The sequence below is a fragment of the Polaribacter sp. MED152 genome (assembly GCF_000152945.2).
Classification (GTDB): domain Bacteria; phylum Bacteroidota; class Bacteroidia; order Flavobacteriales; family Flavobacteriaceae; genus Polaribacter.
Window position 1 is genome coordinate 1,637,049 of record NC_020830.1, and the last position, 16,935, is coordinate 1,653,983.

16 protein-coding genes and 1 riboswitch are annotated in these 16,935 nt (G+C 26.4%); of the genes, 4 read left to right on the forward strand and 12 right to left on the reverse strand.

What is annotated here, in order from left to right; genetic code table 11:
- Positions 1-326 precede the first annotated feature (326 nt).
- The 7 genes from MED152_RS07250 to MED152_RS07280 all read right to left on the reverse strand — a co-directional run bounded on the left by MED152_RS07250 (position 327) and on the right by MED152_RS07280 (position 7,635).
- Positions 327-2,105 (reverse strand): hypothetical protein, encoded by a 1,779-nt coding sequence (locus MED152_RS07250; RefSeq protein ID WP_015481211.1) that lies wholly within the window; start codon positions 2,103-2,105, stop codon positions 327-329.
- 12 nt (positions 2,106-2,117) lie between these two features.
- On the reverse strand, positions 2,118-3,248 hold the full coding sequence (locus tag MED152_RS07255; RefSeq protein ID WP_015481212.1) for an AAA family ATPase: 1,131 nt from the start codon (positions 3,246-3,248) through the stop codon (positions 2,118-2,120).
- A gap of 4 nt (positions 3,249-3,252) precedes the next feature.
- Positions 3,253-5,610 carry an Hsp70 family protein gene (locus MED152_RS07260; protein WP_015481213.1) on the reverse strand — a complete coding sequence of 786 codons (2,358 nt, stop codon included), beginning with the start codon at positions 5,608-5,610 and terminating at the stop codon, positions 3,253-3,255.
- A gap of 25 nt (positions 5,611-5,635) precedes the next feature.
- Positions 5,636-5,893 carry a hypothetical protein gene (locus MED152_RS07265; protein WP_015481214.1) on the reverse strand — a complete coding sequence of 86 codons (258 nt, stop codon included), beginning with the start codon at positions 5,891-5,893 and terminating at the stop codon, positions 5,636-5,638.
- A gap of 93 nt (positions 5,894-5,986) precedes the next feature.
- Entirely contained in the window at positions 5,987-6,811 is an 825-nt protein-coding gene (locus tag MED152_RS07270) for a hypothetical protein (RefSeq protein WP_015481215.1), read from the reverse strand.
- Positions 6,811-7,353, reverse strand: a complete 543-nt coding sequence (locus MED152_RS07275) for a YcjF family protein (RefSeq protein ID WP_015481216.1) — start codon at positions 7,351-7,353, stop codon at positions 6,811-6,813. The genes MED152_RS07270 and MED152_RS07275 overlap by 1 nt, the downstream gene beginning before the upstream one ends.
- A gap of 51 nt (positions 7,354-7,404) precedes the next feature.
- On the reverse strand, positions 7,405-7,635 hold the full coding sequence (locus MED152_RS07280) for a WYL domain-containing protein (protein WP_015481217.1): 231 nt from the start codon (positions 7,633-7,635) through the stop codon (positions 7,405-7,407).
- A 938-nt stretch (positions 7,636-8,573) separates the two neighbouring features.
- Positions 8,574-8,668: riboswitch (SAM-I-IV-variant riboswitch) on the forward strand.
- A 48-nt stretch (positions 8,669-8,716) separates the two neighbouring features.
- Between MED152_RS07280 and MED152_RS07285 the strand changes: the two genes are divergently transcribed.
- From MED152_RS07285 to MED152_RS07305, 4 genes are all read left to right on the forward strand, one after another.
- On the forward strand, positions 8,717-9,370 hold the full coding sequence (locus MED152_RS07285) for a hypothetical protein (RefSeq protein WP_148284804.1): 654 nt from the start codon (positions 8,717-8,719) through the stop codon (positions 9,368-9,370).
- A 220-nt stretch (positions 9,371-9,590) separates the two neighbouring features.
- Positions 9,591-9,944 carry a hypothetical protein gene (locus tag MED152_RS07295; protein ID WP_015481219.1) on the forward strand — a complete coding sequence of 118 codons (354 nt, stop codon included), beginning with the start codon at positions 9,591-9,593 and terminating at the stop codon, positions 9,942-9,944.
- Positions 9,945-10,064: 120 nt separating this feature from the next.
- Positions 10,065-10,457: a hypothetical protein gene (locus MED152_RS07300; RefSeq protein WP_015481220.1), complete on the forward strand. Its 393-nt coding sequence runs from the start codon at positions 10,065-10,067 to the stop codon at positions 10,455-10,457.
- A gap of 4 nt (positions 10,458-10,461) precedes the next feature.
- Positions 10,462-11,052, forward strand: a complete 591-nt coding sequence (locus MED152_RS07305; RefSeq protein ID WP_015481221.1) for a hypothetical protein — start codon at positions 10,462-10,464, stop codon at positions 11,050-11,052.
- A 271-nt stretch (positions 11,053-11,323) separates the two neighbouring features.
- On the opposite strand, the gene MED152_RS07310 is transcribed toward MED152_RS07305, so the two are convergent.
- From MED152_RS07310 to MED152_RS07325, 5 genes are all read right to left on the reverse strand, one after another.
- Positions 11,324-12,544: a hypothetical protein gene (locus MED152_RS07310; RefSeq protein ID WP_015481222.1), complete on the reverse strand. Its 1,221-nt coding sequence runs from the start codon at positions 12,542-12,544 to the stop codon at positions 11,324-11,326.
- Between the two features lie 108 nt (positions 12,545-12,652).
- Positions 12,653-13,504, reverse strand: a complete 852-nt coding sequence (locus tag MED152_RS07315) for a hypothetical protein (protein ID WP_015481223.1) — start codon at positions 13,502-13,504, stop codon at positions 12,653-12,655.
- Positions 13,505-13,507: 3 nt separating this feature from the next.
- Positions 13,508-15,721: a hypothetical protein gene (locus MED152_RS07320; RefSeq protein ID WP_015481224.1), complete on the reverse strand. Its 2,214-nt coding sequence runs from the start codon at positions 15,719-15,721 to the stop codon at positions 13,508-13,510.
- Positions 15,721-15,888 carry a hypothetical protein gene (locus MED152_RS13730; protein ID WP_015481225.1) on the reverse strand — a complete coding sequence of 56 codons (168 nt, stop codon included), beginning with the start codon at positions 15,886-15,888 and terminating at the stop codon, positions 15,721-15,723. The genes MED152_RS07320 and MED152_RS13730 overlap by 1 nt, the downstream gene beginning before the upstream one ends.
- Positions 15,889-15,899: 11 nt before the next feature.
- Positions 15,900-16,931 carry a hypothetical protein gene (locus tag MED152_RS07325; RefSeq protein ID WP_015481226.1) on the reverse strand — a complete coding sequence of 344 codons (1,032 nt, stop codon included), beginning with the start codon at positions 16,929-16,931 and terminating at the stop codon, positions 15,900-15,902.
- Positions 16,932-16,935 lie beyond the last annotated feature (4 nt).

The window sequence follows — 16,935 nt, forward strand, 5'->3', positions numbered from 1 at the left end:
AATAACTTTAAAAAAATTATAAAATTAACGGCCTTTCAGCAATTTTTTCATTAAAATGCGTACAAAACATATATTCTAATTTTTAACAAAGCTCTTTCATAAAATAAGTTAAAAAGTTATGGTAATTTGGAAATTATAAGAATGAAATTTAACCGAATAGTCCCCGTATTTTAAATAATATAAGGTAAATAATCAAATCCAAAACTAAATAAAGCCGAATGTTTTTGTTTGAAACTTTTTTAAGGATATGAAATTTCTCTTTATACTCATTATTTTATTTAATTTAATTCTTTATTAAAAAAACAAGTTTAATATCATAAAATCTGTTAATTTAAAACATAATGATAATTACTATTTTTATTTTCAATTAAATATTCAGTATTACTTTCCAATAACCAACTAGCCTTTTCATTGTCAAAGTTTTCATCAATTACCTCCATTTGATTTATTTTATAACTTTCTAAAATATTCTTCAAATTTCTTTTAATTTCGGCATCGTTAATTGTTTGGTCATTTTTTATGATTAAGTCAACTTCAATATTAAACAATCTAGCCAAATCATTTTTTTGAGTCTTAATAAAGGTAGCAAACTTCATTGATTGAATTTCTTCAACATCTAAATCTACCAGAAGTATAAAAACTACCCTATCACACTTCTCTTTTATTTCATCCTTTAGAAATGATGAATAAAGATTGCACAAGTTAGGAACCTCATCCAACCTAATAAACCCAATTAATATTTTTTTAGAGGTATTTAAAAGTTTTTTTACTGGCTTTGTCTTTATTTTTAATTGTTTTAATTTATTGGTAGCTAAAGAGTTTTCATTAATATAAAAGACAAGGTCATTTGCATCTATGTTTGCATTAAGGTGAAGATGAAATTGTTTTTTAGAAAACCAACAAGAATTTTGGATTCTAATATTTTTATCATATTGAGAATTTAAATCAAAACCAATTTTAGTAAGTTCTTCTTTAAAAAAGTTATTCTTAAAAACGTTTCTCGCCTGAGTAATTTTAATTAAAGTAGGTTTTTGATTATTAACTCCATGTTTTAGTTCTAGGAATTCTGAAAGTAAACAACTTTCTTCTAAATTTATGATGTTAAAATCATAAACACTATCCATTGAAATTTCTAAATTATTAGTAGATAGCTCAAAAGCAAGTTTCTCAATTTTAAAAGATTCCTCTTTCAGAGCTTTTACAAAATATATAGCTTGCTCATTTTCTTTAAATATTGATGTAAAAAAGGATACCCAAGATAATACCTCATCTTTATTCTCGTAATGTATTAAGTTATACAAATCATCAAAAAAATTGTTTTCTGAATTAAACGATTCTTTGTAAAATGCTGCTAAATAATACCCTAATAAAAAATCAATTTCTGCTTTTAGCTCTTCAGGAATAGTATTTATATTTTTATTTAAATTATCAAAATCATTAAATTCTAAGAAACCTCTTAACCACTTTCTAATAGAGATAACATCCTTTTCATCTTTAATATTAAGTTTTGGTATGTAATTCTCAACTATGAACTTCCCCCACCAAGTTACCCTAAAAAAATTATCAGTAACAAACTTATCTACTTTTACAGTTAATATTGGAAACTTTGACTCTTTTATTAATTCATGTAATAATTTCTTCTTTAATTCAGATAAAAAATTAAACTCTTTGAAAGTATTCATTAAGGATTGTCTAAGCTGATTGTTAGAAATATTCTCATAGACCTTATGCATCATAGAAAATAACCCATTTCTTAATTGAACATACCCATCAAAATTATATACATAATCATCTATAGCCATTTCGTTTTTAGAAACATCTCTAACTTTTCTTCCACTTGTTTTAAGCAACCCTAAAGGAATTCGGTAATGATTTATAAAAAGATTCTTATCGTTTTCTGGAACCTCAAAATAGTTTATTGCTGAGAATAAAATCAATTTATTAACTCCATGGTTAGACAACATATTGCCATTTAAATATAAACTTATACCAAGTAATCCCTGAGCTCTTTTTACATCAAATCTATCTTCTCTTACTATTAGACAACTATTAAATATTAATTCTTCTGCTTCTTTTAACGATATGTAAACCTTTATTTCATTCATAATTTATTAACTTTAAAAAATGTCATCTAAAGATATTTCTGAAGTTTTCATTTCATTTTCTATTTTTAAATCTTTTAATTCTTTAACTGTATTGTTGGTTCTTAAAATATAAAGGTATGAATTCGTTCTTGTTATACTCACATAAATTACATCACTTAATTTATTTTCTGCTTTTAACCTAGAAACAATTCCACTTGAATTATCAAAACCAAATAAAATTACATGTTCAAACTCTAAACCTTTTGAGCTAAAACTTGATACAAGTAATGGGGTTGTAGAGGTAAAATCGTGGGTTCTTAAATCTCTATTTGATATATAATGTTGATGGTCAATATTATTTGATTGCAAATAATTTGAAAGTTCTTGCAACCTATTATTATCTGGGCAAATTATACCAATTCTTTTTTTGTAAACTTTTATCTCTTTTAAAATTTCAATTATTTTTCGAAATTCTTCATTTACATTTACATCTATAAGTTTTGGTTGTGTTTGTGAATCGTTATTTACTTTTCTTACTAAATCGTCTTTTTTTCTAGAAAATATTTTAGCAAGTTTTGCTATGTTTTTATGAAACCTAAAAATTACCGACAATGCCTCAAAAATTCCATAATTTTTAACACTTGCTCTAGTTAGTTTTGTTTTGTACAATCCTTGGTCAAAATCACCAAGAGTTAGAACTCTACTTGACATTTTCCTGATTAAATCCCATTCTTCAGGAATCAAATCTTGCACCTCATCTACGATAGTTATTCCGTATTCTTTGTGTATAGTTCTTTTATTAAGCTCCCTTAATAAAAAATCGTATTTTTCTTGATATGGTGCATTATAGTCTAAAGGTCTAATGTCATATTGCTTTGCTAAATCCCAAAAAAACTTATCTTTTGTAACTATTGTTAAATTATCGCTAATTCCTAATTCATTTAAAGCGGAAGATAGATAACCATAAAGACTATGATTATACATCATTAAAAGAGGTTTAACATTTGTTGATTCGACTATATCTCTTAATGTATATAGACTTATTAGAGTTTTCCCTGATCCAGGAGGGCCTTCAACAAATAAATTTCCTCTTTCTCGAGAAATTCTTCTAATTACCCCTTTTTGTTCGGGAGACAATCGATTATATGGAATTAATATTGACATAATTTTAGAAAGGTAAGTTGTTGGTATCTAAATAATTTTTTTGGTCAGAAATCTTCTTTTGAACTTTAGGGTCGACATATGCATAAGGTTCTTCTACAATCTCAAATATGCTTGATAGAAGATGTCTTTTGCTAAATTTTGTAAAGTCGCCTGGTTTATTCTTATAGTGATGTACTAAATCTTTTGCCTCTGAATTTACATCTTGACCTAAATCATTTTTCAATTTAACTATTCTGCAAGTTATCTCAATATCACTCTTAACATGTTCATTTAAGCCCTCTAAATAGTTTAGAGCTTCTTGTTTATCGTTTTCTCCAATGAGTAATGATTTATTGTAATGTAAATAAGGTGCGTTTGGGTTTAATAATAAAGCTTTTTCTAATGCTTTTTTTGCCGCTTTTAATCGACCTAAATTTTTATTACCTATGTAAAGCATATTCAAAACAGACTCGTCTTGGTCATCAAATCGTTTTAAATATGCCTCGGCAGTTTCCACAACACCTCTATAGTTGTTTACATCAGAGAATTTCCAGATTAATCTTCTCAGGAGATATTTTTCACTTTTTAAATCTTTTGATAATTTAGCGGTATTAATTTCTTTTTTTAAATTGAAAACTTCTAATTCCTCTTCTGATAATTTACCAATTCCATAAGGGTTTTCAAACTCTACATTTCCGATTAAATCATCATCAGCAAAAACTTTCATCTTAAAAACCTTATCAATAGTTACTTCCGCTTCAATCTTAACAATTGTATCTTGATTATAAAAGTTTCCCAATGTTGTCCTTATTTCGCCAATAGGAAAATCAACGCCATTAATACATACTGGTATAATTACGTGTTGATTTAAGTTACTCTGTAATTTGAAGTTAGGAATAGAAACTTTTTTTGGTAAAGACTCACCTCTTTCTAAAATTGGGTAAAACCTTTTATTCTTTAACACTACTCCAATTGTTTCACTAGTGATAGGACTTATTAATGAAACATTATGAACATTTAAAAAATAAGAATAAACAGCAGCTCCCTCTGCTACTAGTTTATCTGGCTCATGAGAAGTTAACGAAACTGAATTCAAGAGCTTTTCTTTACAAAATGAATGTAATAACGGATTAAAACTACTTCCTCCAACAAAAAGAACATAATCTATTTCATCTAATCCTAGAACTGCTTTTTCTATTATATCAGAAATTGAAGAACTAATGGTTGAAATTGTTTTATCTATGTGTTTGAAGGAATAACTTTTACCTGTAAATAATTTGGCAAATAAATCTTTAAACTCATTTGCTGTGATGGTCATATCTCCTATGTGGTAGTCTTTGTTATTGTATTGAATTTTACAATCAACTTCTGTATAATTAATGTTTTCTATATTTACATTACTAATATCTTGGTTTGTGATTTTTAAGTTTAATTTATTACAAATGCCAATTTTTAACTGTTCTCCTATTAGTGAAAGTTGAGGTAAAATAATTTCTTTTACATCAACACTATCGATAACATCAAAATCATCAAAAACACTCTTAAGTTTTTCAACTAATAACTCTTCTGCAATAATTGTATCTATATCTTGACCTCCTAAATCATTATATCTAGAAATAGCTCGGTTGCTTATAGTTATCCCTTTATCTTTTTTAAAATCAATATTTAAAATAGATAAATCTGTTGTACCCCCACCAAAATCAACTACTAAAACATTTTTATTTTTAATATTTTTAGACCATTCAATTTTTTCTTCATTTGAGAGTCTGTTAAAATATCCTAAAAAAGCGGCATTAGGCTCATCAATTAGCATATTATTAGCGGTCTCAATTTTAGCCATTTTAGCAGCTTTTAAAACATCTTTTCTTTGATTGGCTTGGAATGATGCTGGTACTGTAATAATGGTGTTAGCTAAGGGAGAATCATTAAAACGAGACTTTCTAATGTAATTTAAAATACCCCCAGCTATTTTATAAGGCATATTTAATTTATCACTCACTGCGTTAGGATACATAGGATGATGATCAATTCCTAATTCTAATTTCCAATGATAAAACATATTACTTTTATATTGGAATAAAGGATGCCCCTTTAAATGATGTAAATTACTACCTACAAACGGCTTACCCTTATAAACACCTACAATTGAAGCTACTTTTTCGTTTTCAATTGTTGGATTGTATTCAAAAGGACTTTCTTGACGTACATTAATGAACTGTATAGGAACAGTTAAATTCTCTTTTAAATTTACATATTCAGAATCTACAGAACACATTAAAGTTGTTGTTGTCCCTAAATCTATTCCAAAACATTTCTTTTCAGTAGTTAAATTTTGATTCTTTTCTATTGAGTCACTTATAGGATAAATAACAATATCTCTCATAACATTTTTTTATATAATATTTAATCTAACCTTTATACCAATCTTTTTCGTTAATACTTAATACAAACGTTTTTATTTTATTCTCTGATTTTAAATCTATTAAATTTAAATGTTCCATAAAACGGTTCTTTTTCTCCCTATCAGTAGTAAAATTCCAACCGGCTAAAATTAGTGGTTTAGGTATGTTTTTTTCTCTTAATTCTTGACACATCAATTTATAGATCTCATTCCAAATCATTGGTTTTGGACAAATTCTATTTTCAATTAAAATTTCATCAATCATCCTTTTTCTATTACATCAATCAATTTACTAATTCCTTGTTAACAATTTTATTACTAACTATGCCTATTTACTTATATTCTTTCACAACATCACTCACCCTAATTTTTTACTCACATAATTCCCTGTATTAAATAATAAACTAGAAAGTAATCCTGCTCCAACAACCACATTAACTACTGGAACCATCATTAAGCCAGCAATAAGCGTAAACTTAGCTACTTTGACTCCGGTTAATCGTATAAATTTAGTTTTAAACGTTGCAAACGAAATACTCCCTTTTTTATACTCTAAAAACAAATAATAACCAGCTATAGCAATTGAAATGGCTGGAAGACTTGGAAAATAATCCCATAGTGAATCGTTATCGTCTAATTTAATCATTTTTGCAATAAATTCAGATACATCTGCTGTAAGTTCATCATTTGACAGTTCAGTTGATTCTAAATCCATTTTATCTGCAATTTCTTCTGTAACTAAAATTTCGCCGTCCTCATTGTTTTCTATCCAGTCATTTACGTAGGATTCACTATCCGTTGCTTTTAGCTGAACTGCAATTGTTTCTCCTGTTTCTTCATTGGTTAAAAGTACATCTGTATCTGGGTGATTGGTATCTGTAAATAAGGCTGCTGAAATTGCGTCACCATCTTCATTTTCTATCTCTACAAATTGTATTTCGTGTAAAACACCCTTCACATTATTGGCCAAACCTACTAACTGGTCTTCATCAAATTCTTGCAAATAGTCTTGAACTTCCTCGAGACTCATAGCCTGTGTATCAGGTACGGCTCGTCTTAGAGCCTGTAACACTAGTTCCTCATCTGCATTTAGATTTCCTAAATCGCCAAAAGTTAACTTTGCGAGAGCCCCTAAAACTAAGGTTTTATCAATATTCTTTTTTATGTACTTTACCTTAGACACTAGAGCTCTTTTTTTCGTTTGTTTATTTCGTCTTTATTTTCTTTGGCAGATTTTTTACCTTCTGCTTTTGCTTTTTTAAAGATGTCCTTTAAAGTTTCTTTGTCTATTTTTTCTCCTTTTATTTTTTTAAGAAAATAGTAGTCCATTACTCTACCTATACCAAAAGTTAGACCATAAACTAATGGAATTGTGGTGATGGCTCCTAAAAAAGGTAATACTGTTTTATAGGCACCAATAGCCAATTGCTGTGCTAAAAAACCTAACCCTACCAAGCCAGCTATTTCTTTGAATACTTCTGTAGCTCCAGCTTCTGAAATGTCATACCCTCTAATGTCTGCCAACTTTTTACCCATATAACCTTGAATCGGGGTAAGCACAAAAATATCTGCAAATGGAATAGGTTGTACAGCAATGGCTGCACAAAACACACTAAATACTTTTATGATTTGAGAAACTTTTTCTTCATCTGTTAAATCGGTTCTGTTTTCGATATCAGAAACCTCTGCCTTTATTTTGGCTTTTGCTTTTGTTAATAATTCCATAGCTATTTTTTTATCAATATTTACTGTCTTTTAATTATTTCATAGAAAAAATTATAATAAAGTAATTGATGTTATTCTGCTGACTCTAAATGTTCTTTCTTCACCTCTTAAATGACAAAACCCTTTAATGTGGTCGTTATAGAAACCATCATCAGTATATGAATTATTGTAATCTAAATCACTCACCAACCTTTCACTTATATCACCATCAAATTTTCTATATTTTATAAAAATATTTCTTTTATCTATTATCGCTTTTTTAACTTGTGCTTTAACATACATAGCATTTTATTTAAAAATTAATTTACTTTACTTCTATAAAACCTTTAAAAAATTCTTTTTATTTGTATAACTTAAATTTGTTTATATTTTTTGAATAGTTCCAAATTTCATTTGATCTATCAAAGCTGCTAATTCAAATTTGCACCAGTATATTTTATCTCTGAAGCGAACTTACTCTTAGCTTATATATTCTTTTAACTCTAAAATTGTAAAATTAAGATGATTTTATTCTATTAGTTTAGCAATCTAAATTTTTATAAAGATCTAAGACTTCCCAAACATCATTTGCTTAATAAAAACTTTGAATGTGCACTTAGCACCCTTCAATATATGTTAGATTATCTTTAAAGCTTCGGCAACTGACTCTGCTTTGTGGTGCTGACTAAATTTTAAAACAATATCAAAGGTGTAAAATTTAGTATTCACAGAAAACCTTTTTTGTTAACCTTTTAGATTAATTTTTCATGTTATTTCTGTATTGTGTTATTTCCCTTTTTCAAAAATCTACTTAATTGATTTAATTTCCCAGTTATTACATCTATTTTACTATTCGTTAACAAACATTTAGAAGCCCTTTCGTTAATTGATAAATCTAAATTATACCTAAGTATTCAAGTTTCAAAAAGTGATTATAAAAATATTTAAAACACTCATTGGATTAATTAAATAATTAATTTAGAAAAAATATTCTAAAATAAGCATGCCTATTGAAAGGAATAATAAATTAATTAAAACACAGATTTCAAACAAATTTTAAGAAAACTGAAATACTAGCGAATAATATTAATAGCAATTTATATTTAGCGAAGTACTGAGTTAAAGATATAAATTTTGTTCAAATAAGCAATGGTTAGAAAATAAAATATCCATTTCAAATTATTTAATTGATGGGATAATCAACTTTTAAATTGCTAAAATCATATATTTTAATATCTTTGTGGCAGTATCAGGAACGCAAGAATTGCGTACCAACCGAGCAAAAAAGCTACGGTGGTTTAGTATACGGACAGTTCTGTCAAAATAAATGAACATCCAACATATCTATTATTTACCTGATGCATAACCTTTAAAACTATGCATTTTGAAAAACTTAATGTCAAGATTTGGCGGACATGCCGTCAACTTTGGAACTGGTAAAGCCAGTGAAAAACTATTACCAGAAGATCAATCTTTGGATAATTTATTAGTGAATTATGCTCAAGAAATTATCCCTAACCATTTCATTATTTCATCTTACGATGCCATTCCTGAATATATGGGAAAATATCAATGGAAAACGATTAAAAAAGATGTCTTTAAATTAGGTGATCTAGAGCATGATTTTACTGATTTATTACTACAATATCAAGCTTCCGTAACCACCAGTATTTACTTAGGAAAGCATCATTACAACAATGTCTATGCTGTTTTTATTAAAACACATAAAGAAGGACTTGAAGACCATGTCCCTGATTACTACGAAAGTTTCGATTATGTGTTACAAATGCTCATTCAATCCGTAGACGAAAAGCCTGAACTAGACACAATAAAATTAGAGAGAATTCTACTTATCCTTTTTTATAAGATGGGATTGATTTATGAAGATTCCATAACTTTATTTAAGAGGTCGAAAACTCATTTAGGTCAAATGATATCAGAAGAATTTGAAACAACTACGATTAACGCATTAGTCGACTTAGATTCGGATGATAAGCTTGCTGAATTGTTAAAGAAAAGAGGAAATGAACAAGCATAAAAACAAATTAAAGAAAAGTGATTTTCAATATTTCTTAACCACTATTGATACTGATTGGGATGCTAAATTCTATTATTACTATCGGGTCACAAATGATGATTTTATACAGCTCGCTAGCTTCTTAGATGATTATGAAATATCCTTACGTAGTAAAACGAGGATAACATACAAAAGTCTAAAGCAAAACCTTTTGTTAACTTTAGAAAACTAGCTAGAAGGAATGTACTTATATCAAGAATACCCTGGCTTTATTTCTAGTAAAATGATTACAGGTTATGAATTTAATAGAGTCATTCAAAAAATAGTTCATGAGAAGAAGGCTATTAAACAAAAAGCTAAAAAGACTATTACACCACTAATACAATATTTAGAAAAGTTTCACCTCTACCCAAATCCTTTAGGTAACAATGAACGAAGTTGGATTGCAAAATGTCCTTCTGGAGGCAATCACTTTTTGATGGTGGTTACTACTACAGATGAATGGGGATGTGGGTATTACAAGAGAAAAGGAAAGTTAGAGGAACTTAAAAAATGGTTGTCTGAAATCAAAAGTAAAAAAGACCAGAAGATGTAGACACAAATGCTAAAGGAAATCAAAACAGAAAATCTACAAACCAAGGAAACCTTAAAGTGTTGGATTAATATAAATTAAAGAGACAAAAACACCTATTACAAATAAATTAGAACATAAGCTATGGAGTACCATAAAACAACTGTAAAACCTTTTTCAGCTCAAATAACTTTAGGATTAGAGAAAGGCTATACACAAGAAGTCATACAAAAAAAGCAAATACTACAGTTTATACAAACCTATCAAAAGGAATTATTCATAAATAAAAATATTGCTATTAGTGCATCAGTTAGTCACTGTGATATTGTTTTTAGTGGACAAATAGAGCCACATTTAAAACTCAATTTTATCAATTACCCAAAATTTCCATTAGAAGAAAAACATCTTAAGGAAACTATTAATAACCTTACGAAAGCATTGATGCAAGAGTTTTTACAAAACAGAGTAGTTGTCGAGTATTTAGATGAAACCGTCATGTTTGAAATTACTAATGAAATTGACCCAAGAATAAACTAAAACTATGAAAAAAGACATTTATATTGGATTACTAACACCTTGGGGTGTACCTCTTATTGAAAAGACATTAGAAAATTGGAGTGATGTGGAAATTAATAAATTTATGGAATTACATAGGTTACATGTATACAGCTCCAAACAAGAATCTAAAGGGGTCTATAATTTTAATATTATTAGAAATAGCACCTACCTTGCGTTAGAAAATGAAATTGAACAAATGAATATGAAAGTTGAAAAGCTAAGAACTATAAGTTTATTAGGGCAGTTTATTCATGAAAGCCAAGAAGTTCCTATAGATTATGCTGTAATTTTAAAAAACTCATTCATAGACATGCAAAAATACCTTACAGATGATGAGGAAGCTGTTTTACTAATTAATGAAAGTGAATCTCCTAACAAAATCATTAACTTAACAGGTGTTTGTCCTTATGTTATTTTATTTTTTGATGAAGAGTTAAATTTTAGAGGTGTTTCATATAGTAAAGAAAGTGGTAAAGGTGAGTTTAGAATTACTACTCAATACAAAACACTACTTTTTTTAAGACTACCTCATCAAGTAAAATACGACCAAATAAATAATTTAAAAATCAACTAACTATATGTTAAAAGGCAATGTGATATAAACCTAAATTTTAACTAATAAAATTATTTAATTAAAACTATAAAGCCTTAGAAAACCGATTATAAGAAAATTCTATTATAACAAAATATTTATTAAGATTTCAGACAAAACCTTTACACTTGGGGTGTGTAAGAAAATTAAAGTTTGATTACCTTCCATACTCAATTAGGTGTTCAAGAATAAGGTAAAAGAATAACCTTAACATTACACAAATTAATCTATTAAGATTCAAAACATGAAAAAATTAATATTCAAAAAGGTAAAATCTTTCAAAAATGAAATTTTTCATAACTTCAAATTCTTTATTATTTGAAGCTTTAGTTTTAATTTTTAGTATATCATTTGTAGATATAAAGTTGCAAAGCTTAACCTTTTCTTGAACGCATAAATTAAATAAGTCAATTTTAGAAATATTATCCATATTACCCAAATTTTGTTGAATTGAACTATGCTTGTGCCTAATTTCGATTAAATCATTAAAAAGAATTTTAATCTTCCAAAAATTCTGTTCTTTTTTAAGCAACTCACTTTTTAAGTTAAACGATTTTTTTAAGCTATTTAAAGTAATATTGGAAGTTTGGGTTTTGATACTTTTAAACGTTTTTAATATCTGGTTTTTATTTAATTTCAAAATAAATTCAATTAATTCAAAATATGATGAATATAATATAATATCAGTAATATGATTTTTTGCTCTAGAATCTTTACCTGAATAGACAGGTTTATAATATTTAAGGTTTATTTTTAGATCTAAAAATAAACTTTCTGAAATTTTTTTATTGCTAAATATTTGATTTTTATGATTTGAGTGTTTAGAAATAAATAAATCTAAGTTTGAGCAGTAATTAGTTGTAAAGTAATCTAGAATAAATGCTTTTTTTCTTAATTCACCTTTCTTGAAAAAAGGTAATATATTCCATAACTTAAAAAATAAGGCATAAATAAAAATAATTTGTTCCCAATTTATTGGAGAAATAGATAATTTATCTATAATTTTTTTTGAAAAAAGAAATCCAATACCTCTGTTATTTTTAAAATCTTTTTGAGACCAAGTTTGTTCATGTTGTGGTATATAATTATGCAAATAATTCACCAGTAAACTGCATTCAAAACTTTTTTTAATAACTTTTTGACTTGCTAAATAAAGAAAGAAAAGAATTATCGAATGAAATTTTAAATCTTTTTTTTTACGTAGATTTAAAAATCTATTAAAGTTATTTTTATTTAAATGTTGAATTATCTCAAACATTCTATCTTCATAAAAAAGATTATACAAAATAAATTCAACTTCGTATTCGCCCAAACAATTTATTAAATCGTCGTAAAAAAAGCTTTTTTCTATTATTACACCTCGTGTAGTCTTAGGTGTTAATGTAATGCTATAACTTTTTAATACTCTTTCATGCACTTCTTCTCTAATGGAGGCATACCTTCTTTTCCTTTCGAGGGTGTTTAACTCTCTCATATTTATAAAGAGATCCTGTGTTATAAATTTTTTATTTGATTCAAAAAAACCCAAATACTTTAATCTAAAATTATTATTTTACTTTTTTATTAACTAAAAAGATAAATTTTAATGTAATATTTTACTTCTCAATTTATCATTAAAATCAAAAATATCTTCTAGTATAGACTTCATAAAAAGTTCACGACCTAATTTTTCTAGTAATTCAACATAAGCTAATTTTTCACTATATCCAAAACCATCAAATAATAAAGAGACTAAAAAGTCATAATCTGCATCAGCAATTAATTCCAAATAATATCTTCCATTATTTGGTATAAATAAACCTGTTCTAGACAAAAGACTAGGCTGACCAGAAAGAAAGTTTTTACCTGAAGCATATTTTGTGCTTTTTGCATCAATCTTATCTTGAAAGGATTTACAAATACCAATTTCAACCAATCCTTCACTTAAGTCCTCCTTCATGAACTCCCATATTTTAGTTTCGTTCTTCGTTGTAATTTCAAAAGCTTTTTCCTCATTAAATGCATTAAAAACTATTAATAAACTAACAATTAACTTTTCTTCATCTTTTAAAACCCATCTCACTTCCTGATAAAAATTATCCTGTAATTTTTTAACTACTAAGTTCTTCAAATTTTTATTTTTTTTTGATTCTAAATAATATAAACCACTTAAATTTATAAAGTAAAAATTCTTCTTAGAGGGTTTAAGACATTCTGAAATATATTCTGATTCTATACATTTTTTAAAAACTTCACTTTCAAAATCATCTACATTTATAGAACTTACTTCAAATAAACTTTCAATTTTCTTTTTTTGCCACTTTAAACCACACTCAGTAATTGATAAAAAAAGAGATTCATCATTATTTTTTAATGCATTCACGCTGTCTTTATTTCCAATTTCAATAAAATTAGATTGTAGTATTTTTTTTAAATCACTTAATTCTTTATCCATTTTTTAATATGCTCTAATGTTAAATGTATTGGGTTCTTTTGCGGGTTCTACTAATATTGCTAAAAGTAATTTATTGTTTTCGTCTAACTCCTTTAATCTTTCTATCACCATATCAAGTGATTTATTATCCATGTTAGCAATTTCATCAATTAATACAATAAATTTTCTTTCTTCATTAATATTTAGTTTTGCTTTCAAATAATTGCTAGAACCTTGACCTCCACTAAAATCTGAAAAAGCTATTTTTTTATCTTCTGGAGTTACAAAATATGGAGTCTTACTTGAATAATCTATATAGGCTATCTCAACATTACTATCCTGATAAATAATTTTATTACCCATAAGTGATGCTACATATTCTCCAATAATTTTCATATACGATTTATATTCTAATGAATCATCAGAATTTAGTTCACCATTATCACTAATGAGATTATTTCTTTGAACCATATATCTTGTAAAAAAACTTAACTTATTACTGAATATTTGGATTTCTCTATGGTTTAAAGCATACTTAGATGATTTCTTAGAGTCTTCTACTTTAAACTTTACATTATCATCTAACAACGCTTTATCTAAATCAACTAAGAACAACTCACTTTTTTTTATTTCTTTTTTATAATCTTCTATTTGCTCTTTTTCTCCCCCCTTACAATAACTATTTTTAAAATATAAATTTTCACGCAAGTTCTCTCTACCACTTTCATCATTCAGAGTAGATAATTTAACACCTTTATTTTCAAGAGTATTTCGTAATTTATCAATTTCTAACTTATCTCGATTAATTGATTCTTTAATGTTGTTAGCTCTTTCTAATTTTTTATTATAATTATTATTACCATTCTTATTTTTAGTAATTTCTTTTGACAGTTTTTTTGAAAAAGCAAGACCATTTTTTATTTTTCTTTCAATTCGACTTAAAGTATTATTTAAATCTTTCTGTAACTTATTTAAATCATCAACAACACTCAATTTATTTTCATAAACATCTAATTGTTCAATAATTAAACCAGGGTTCTTATCGAATAATTCCACAATAATTTGATCTCCTACACTGTTTTCTTGGTATTTAAAAAATGCATTTTTTAAGTCTTTTATGAACCTGTAATCAACTTCATTATATTCAGATTTAATATCTTTGAATACTTTATCTAATGATATGTTCTTAAAACTTTCTATACCTTTTAGAAATTTGGAAATTTTTTCAATATCATAAACTAATAAATCATTTACTATCGCCTCTGAATTATCAAATAAATAATTAAACAAATTGATATCTGTTTTTGAGAAACAAAAAGTAAACTTCTCATAATATTTATTATCAACTATTTCCTCTTTACAATAGTTTAATAAGCCAGAAATATTAAGGTTTCTTATTTCTTTTTTAAGAGTTGAAATCTTTTTTTTATTATCTGTATTTGTTTTTAAACTAGAACTTGGTTTTAATAATCTTAACTCTTTTTCGATATTTGAAAATTCAATTTCTTTACGAGATTTAGAGCTTATACTTTTTTTAAGATTAATTAAATTATCATAGTTTTCTAAGTCTTTAAGCTTTTCTTTTACCTTATTTAATTTATCCTCATGAGTTTTTTTTAATTCAAGATTACTATTAATTCTATCTTGAATTTTTTTAATGATTACCTCATCTCTTTCATCTTTAATTGACTTTAGGATATCTCTAATTTTTATATCTAAAGGGTTAAGGCTATCTAAAATATCTCCATTAAATTCTTTAATTGATTTTAGTAATTTATATATTCTATCCAAAGGATTTTCTGGTATATCGTATAATAATTTATATCTATTTGAAAACTCATCAGAATCTATTTTCTCAGAAACCCCTTCTTTATCAGTTATTCTTATTTCATTTTCATCTAAATGATTGAACTTGCTGTTGATTTTAAAACCATCAGGATCATCTATATCAATTTCAAAATTAATTTTTTGATGGTCTTTGTCTATTAAATAATTTAATGACCTTCTTAAAGTCGGGGAAAGTTCATCATCAGGTAATTCTAATGCTTTGAATGCATAAGCAATGCTGTTTAAAAGAAAACTTTTACCAGAGCTATTTGATGCTTTTATGACTAATATCCGTGAATTCCCACCCTCTCTAGCACTAACGAACTCATTAAGGTTATTGTTTGGTATAAAAATTTCTTCAGATATTGTGTCTGGCTGCTTCGTTAATTTATAGTCTATGAATTTTATCATTATTGCTTAATTATAATTTCAATAATTTCTTCAAAAGAACCCTCCATGTCGTTTATAGCCATTAATTTTTTGAGCATAGTAGAGAATTGATTTTTCTCTTCACTTGAATAGCCATTTATTTCTCCAAAATCTTCAACTAACTTTTCTAAATATTCTTCTTCATTCATGCTTTTAATTTTTAATACATATATAACCTTCTTAAGAATTCCTTTTTTATTAGCTCTTGTTTCCCCTCAAAATCTAATTTAATAATAGCGTCTAAATCTTGTTTAATTGGGAGTATTAATTGATCTAATTTATCATTAATCTCTTTTTTAAACATATCGCAATAAACATCGTCTTTCCCAATCATCATTTTAAAAATATTACTGTATGATTCTTTTTTGTAAGACTTGCAAAGAAACTTTGATAGCTTTATATTTTCATTTAACTTATTTCGCTGTATATTATAGCCGCTATTAGATTTTGTCTGATTATCTATAATCGGATAGTAATTTAAATCTTTAAGAAGTAAACCTTTTACAGCCATTTGTAATTTAGAAACTATTTTATTTAAATTTACATAAACTTCATTATTTACTAATTCAATAAAACTTTTATTTATTGCATTGTAAAAAACAATTGCCTTTTCATCAAAGTGTATGCTATAGTAATCATAATGATTCCAAATTTTACACAATAACAGGTAGTAATAATTATTTTCTTTTGTATTAACTGAATCTTTATTTGAAAAAACTAACCAAGCAGCGAATTTCTTTACTATTGAATTTCGATTTGTATTTAAAGAATCCCAATCATCTGGATTTAGTGACAGTAACTCAGTTAATTCAAATTTTAAAAAGTCCGTAACCTCATCTTCTGAAGAACATTTATTCATATAATTAATGAACTTATATGAAAATAAAAACTGTTTATTTATTTTTAATTCTGATAATTTTCCAAATTTTAAATAGTTAAAAATTTTGTTACATTCCTTTTCAAAAAATAAGTTTATAATCAAAAACTCTATTTCATAAAAAATTAAATATTCAAAAGCCTTATCGTAAAATTCATAAATATCCTCAGATAATTTATATGCTTTCGTAAGTCTTTTTCTTGTTTCAGCTTTAATATTTTCATATTTATCCAACTTTTCTTTATCCGACAATCCCCTCATTTCTGAATGAAGCTTGATATGAATAAAATTTTTATTTGCTGAATAAAAGCTCATTAAT

Excerpts from the sequence above, each read along its gene's own strand:
- MED152_RS07265 (WP_015481214.1), bottom strand. The coding sequence starts at position 5,893 with ATGATTGATGAAATTTTAATTGAAAATAGAATTTGTCCAAAACCAATG.
- MED152_RS07320 (WP_015481224.1), bottom strand. The coding sequence starts at position 15,721 with ATGATAAAATTCATAGACTATAAATTAACGAAGCAGCCAGACACAATA.
- MED152_RS07305 (WP_015481221.1), top strand. The coding sequence starts at position 10,462 with ATGAAAAAAGACATTTATATTGGATTACTAACACCTTGGGGTGTACCT.
- MED152_RS07280 (WP_015481217.1), bottom strand. The coding sequence starts at position 7,635 with ATGTATGTTAAAGCACAAGTTAAAAAAGCGATAATAGATAAAAGAAAT.
- MED152_RS07310 (WP_015481222.1), bottom strand. The coding sequence starts at position 12,544 with ATGAGAGAGTTAAACACCCTCGAAAGGAAAAGAAGGTATGCCTCCATT.
- MED152_RS07275 (WP_015481216.1), bottom strand. The coding sequence starts at position 7,353 with ATGGAATTATTAACAAAAGCAAAAGCCAAAATAAAGGCAGAGGTTTCT.
- MED152_RS07260 (WP_015481213.1), bottom strand. The coding sequence starts at position 5,610 with ATGAGAGATATTGTTATTTATCCTATAAGTGACTCAATAGAAAAGAAT.
- MED152_RS07255 (WP_015481212.1), bottom strand. The coding sequence starts at position 3,248 with ATGTCAATATTAATTCCATATAATCGATTGTCTCCCGAACAAAAAGGG.
- MED152_RS07315 (WP_015481223.1), bottom strand. The coding sequence starts at position 13,504 with ATGGATAAAGAATTAAGTGATTTAAAAAAAATACTACAATCTAATTTT.
- MED152_RS07250 (WP_015481211.1), bottom strand. The coding sequence starts at position 2,105 with ATGAATGAAATAAAGGTTTACATATCGTTAAAAGAAGCAGAAGAATTA.
- MED152_RS07300 (WP_015481220.1), top strand. The coding sequence starts at position 10,065 with ATGGAGTACCATAAAACAACTGTAAAACCTTTTTCAGCTCAAATAACT.
- MED152_RS07325 (WP_015481226.1), bottom strand. The coding sequence starts at position 16,931 with ATGAGCTTTTATTCAGCAAATAAAAATTTTATTCATATCAAGCTTCAT.
- MED152_RS07295 (WP_015481219.1), top strand. The coding sequence starts at position 9,591 with ATGTACTTATATCAAGAATACCCTGGCTTTATTTCTAGTAAAATGATT.
- MED152_RS13730 (WP_015481225.1), bottom strand. The coding sequence starts at position 15,888 with ATGAATGAAGAAGAATATTTAGAAAAGTTAGTTGAAGATTTTGGAGAA.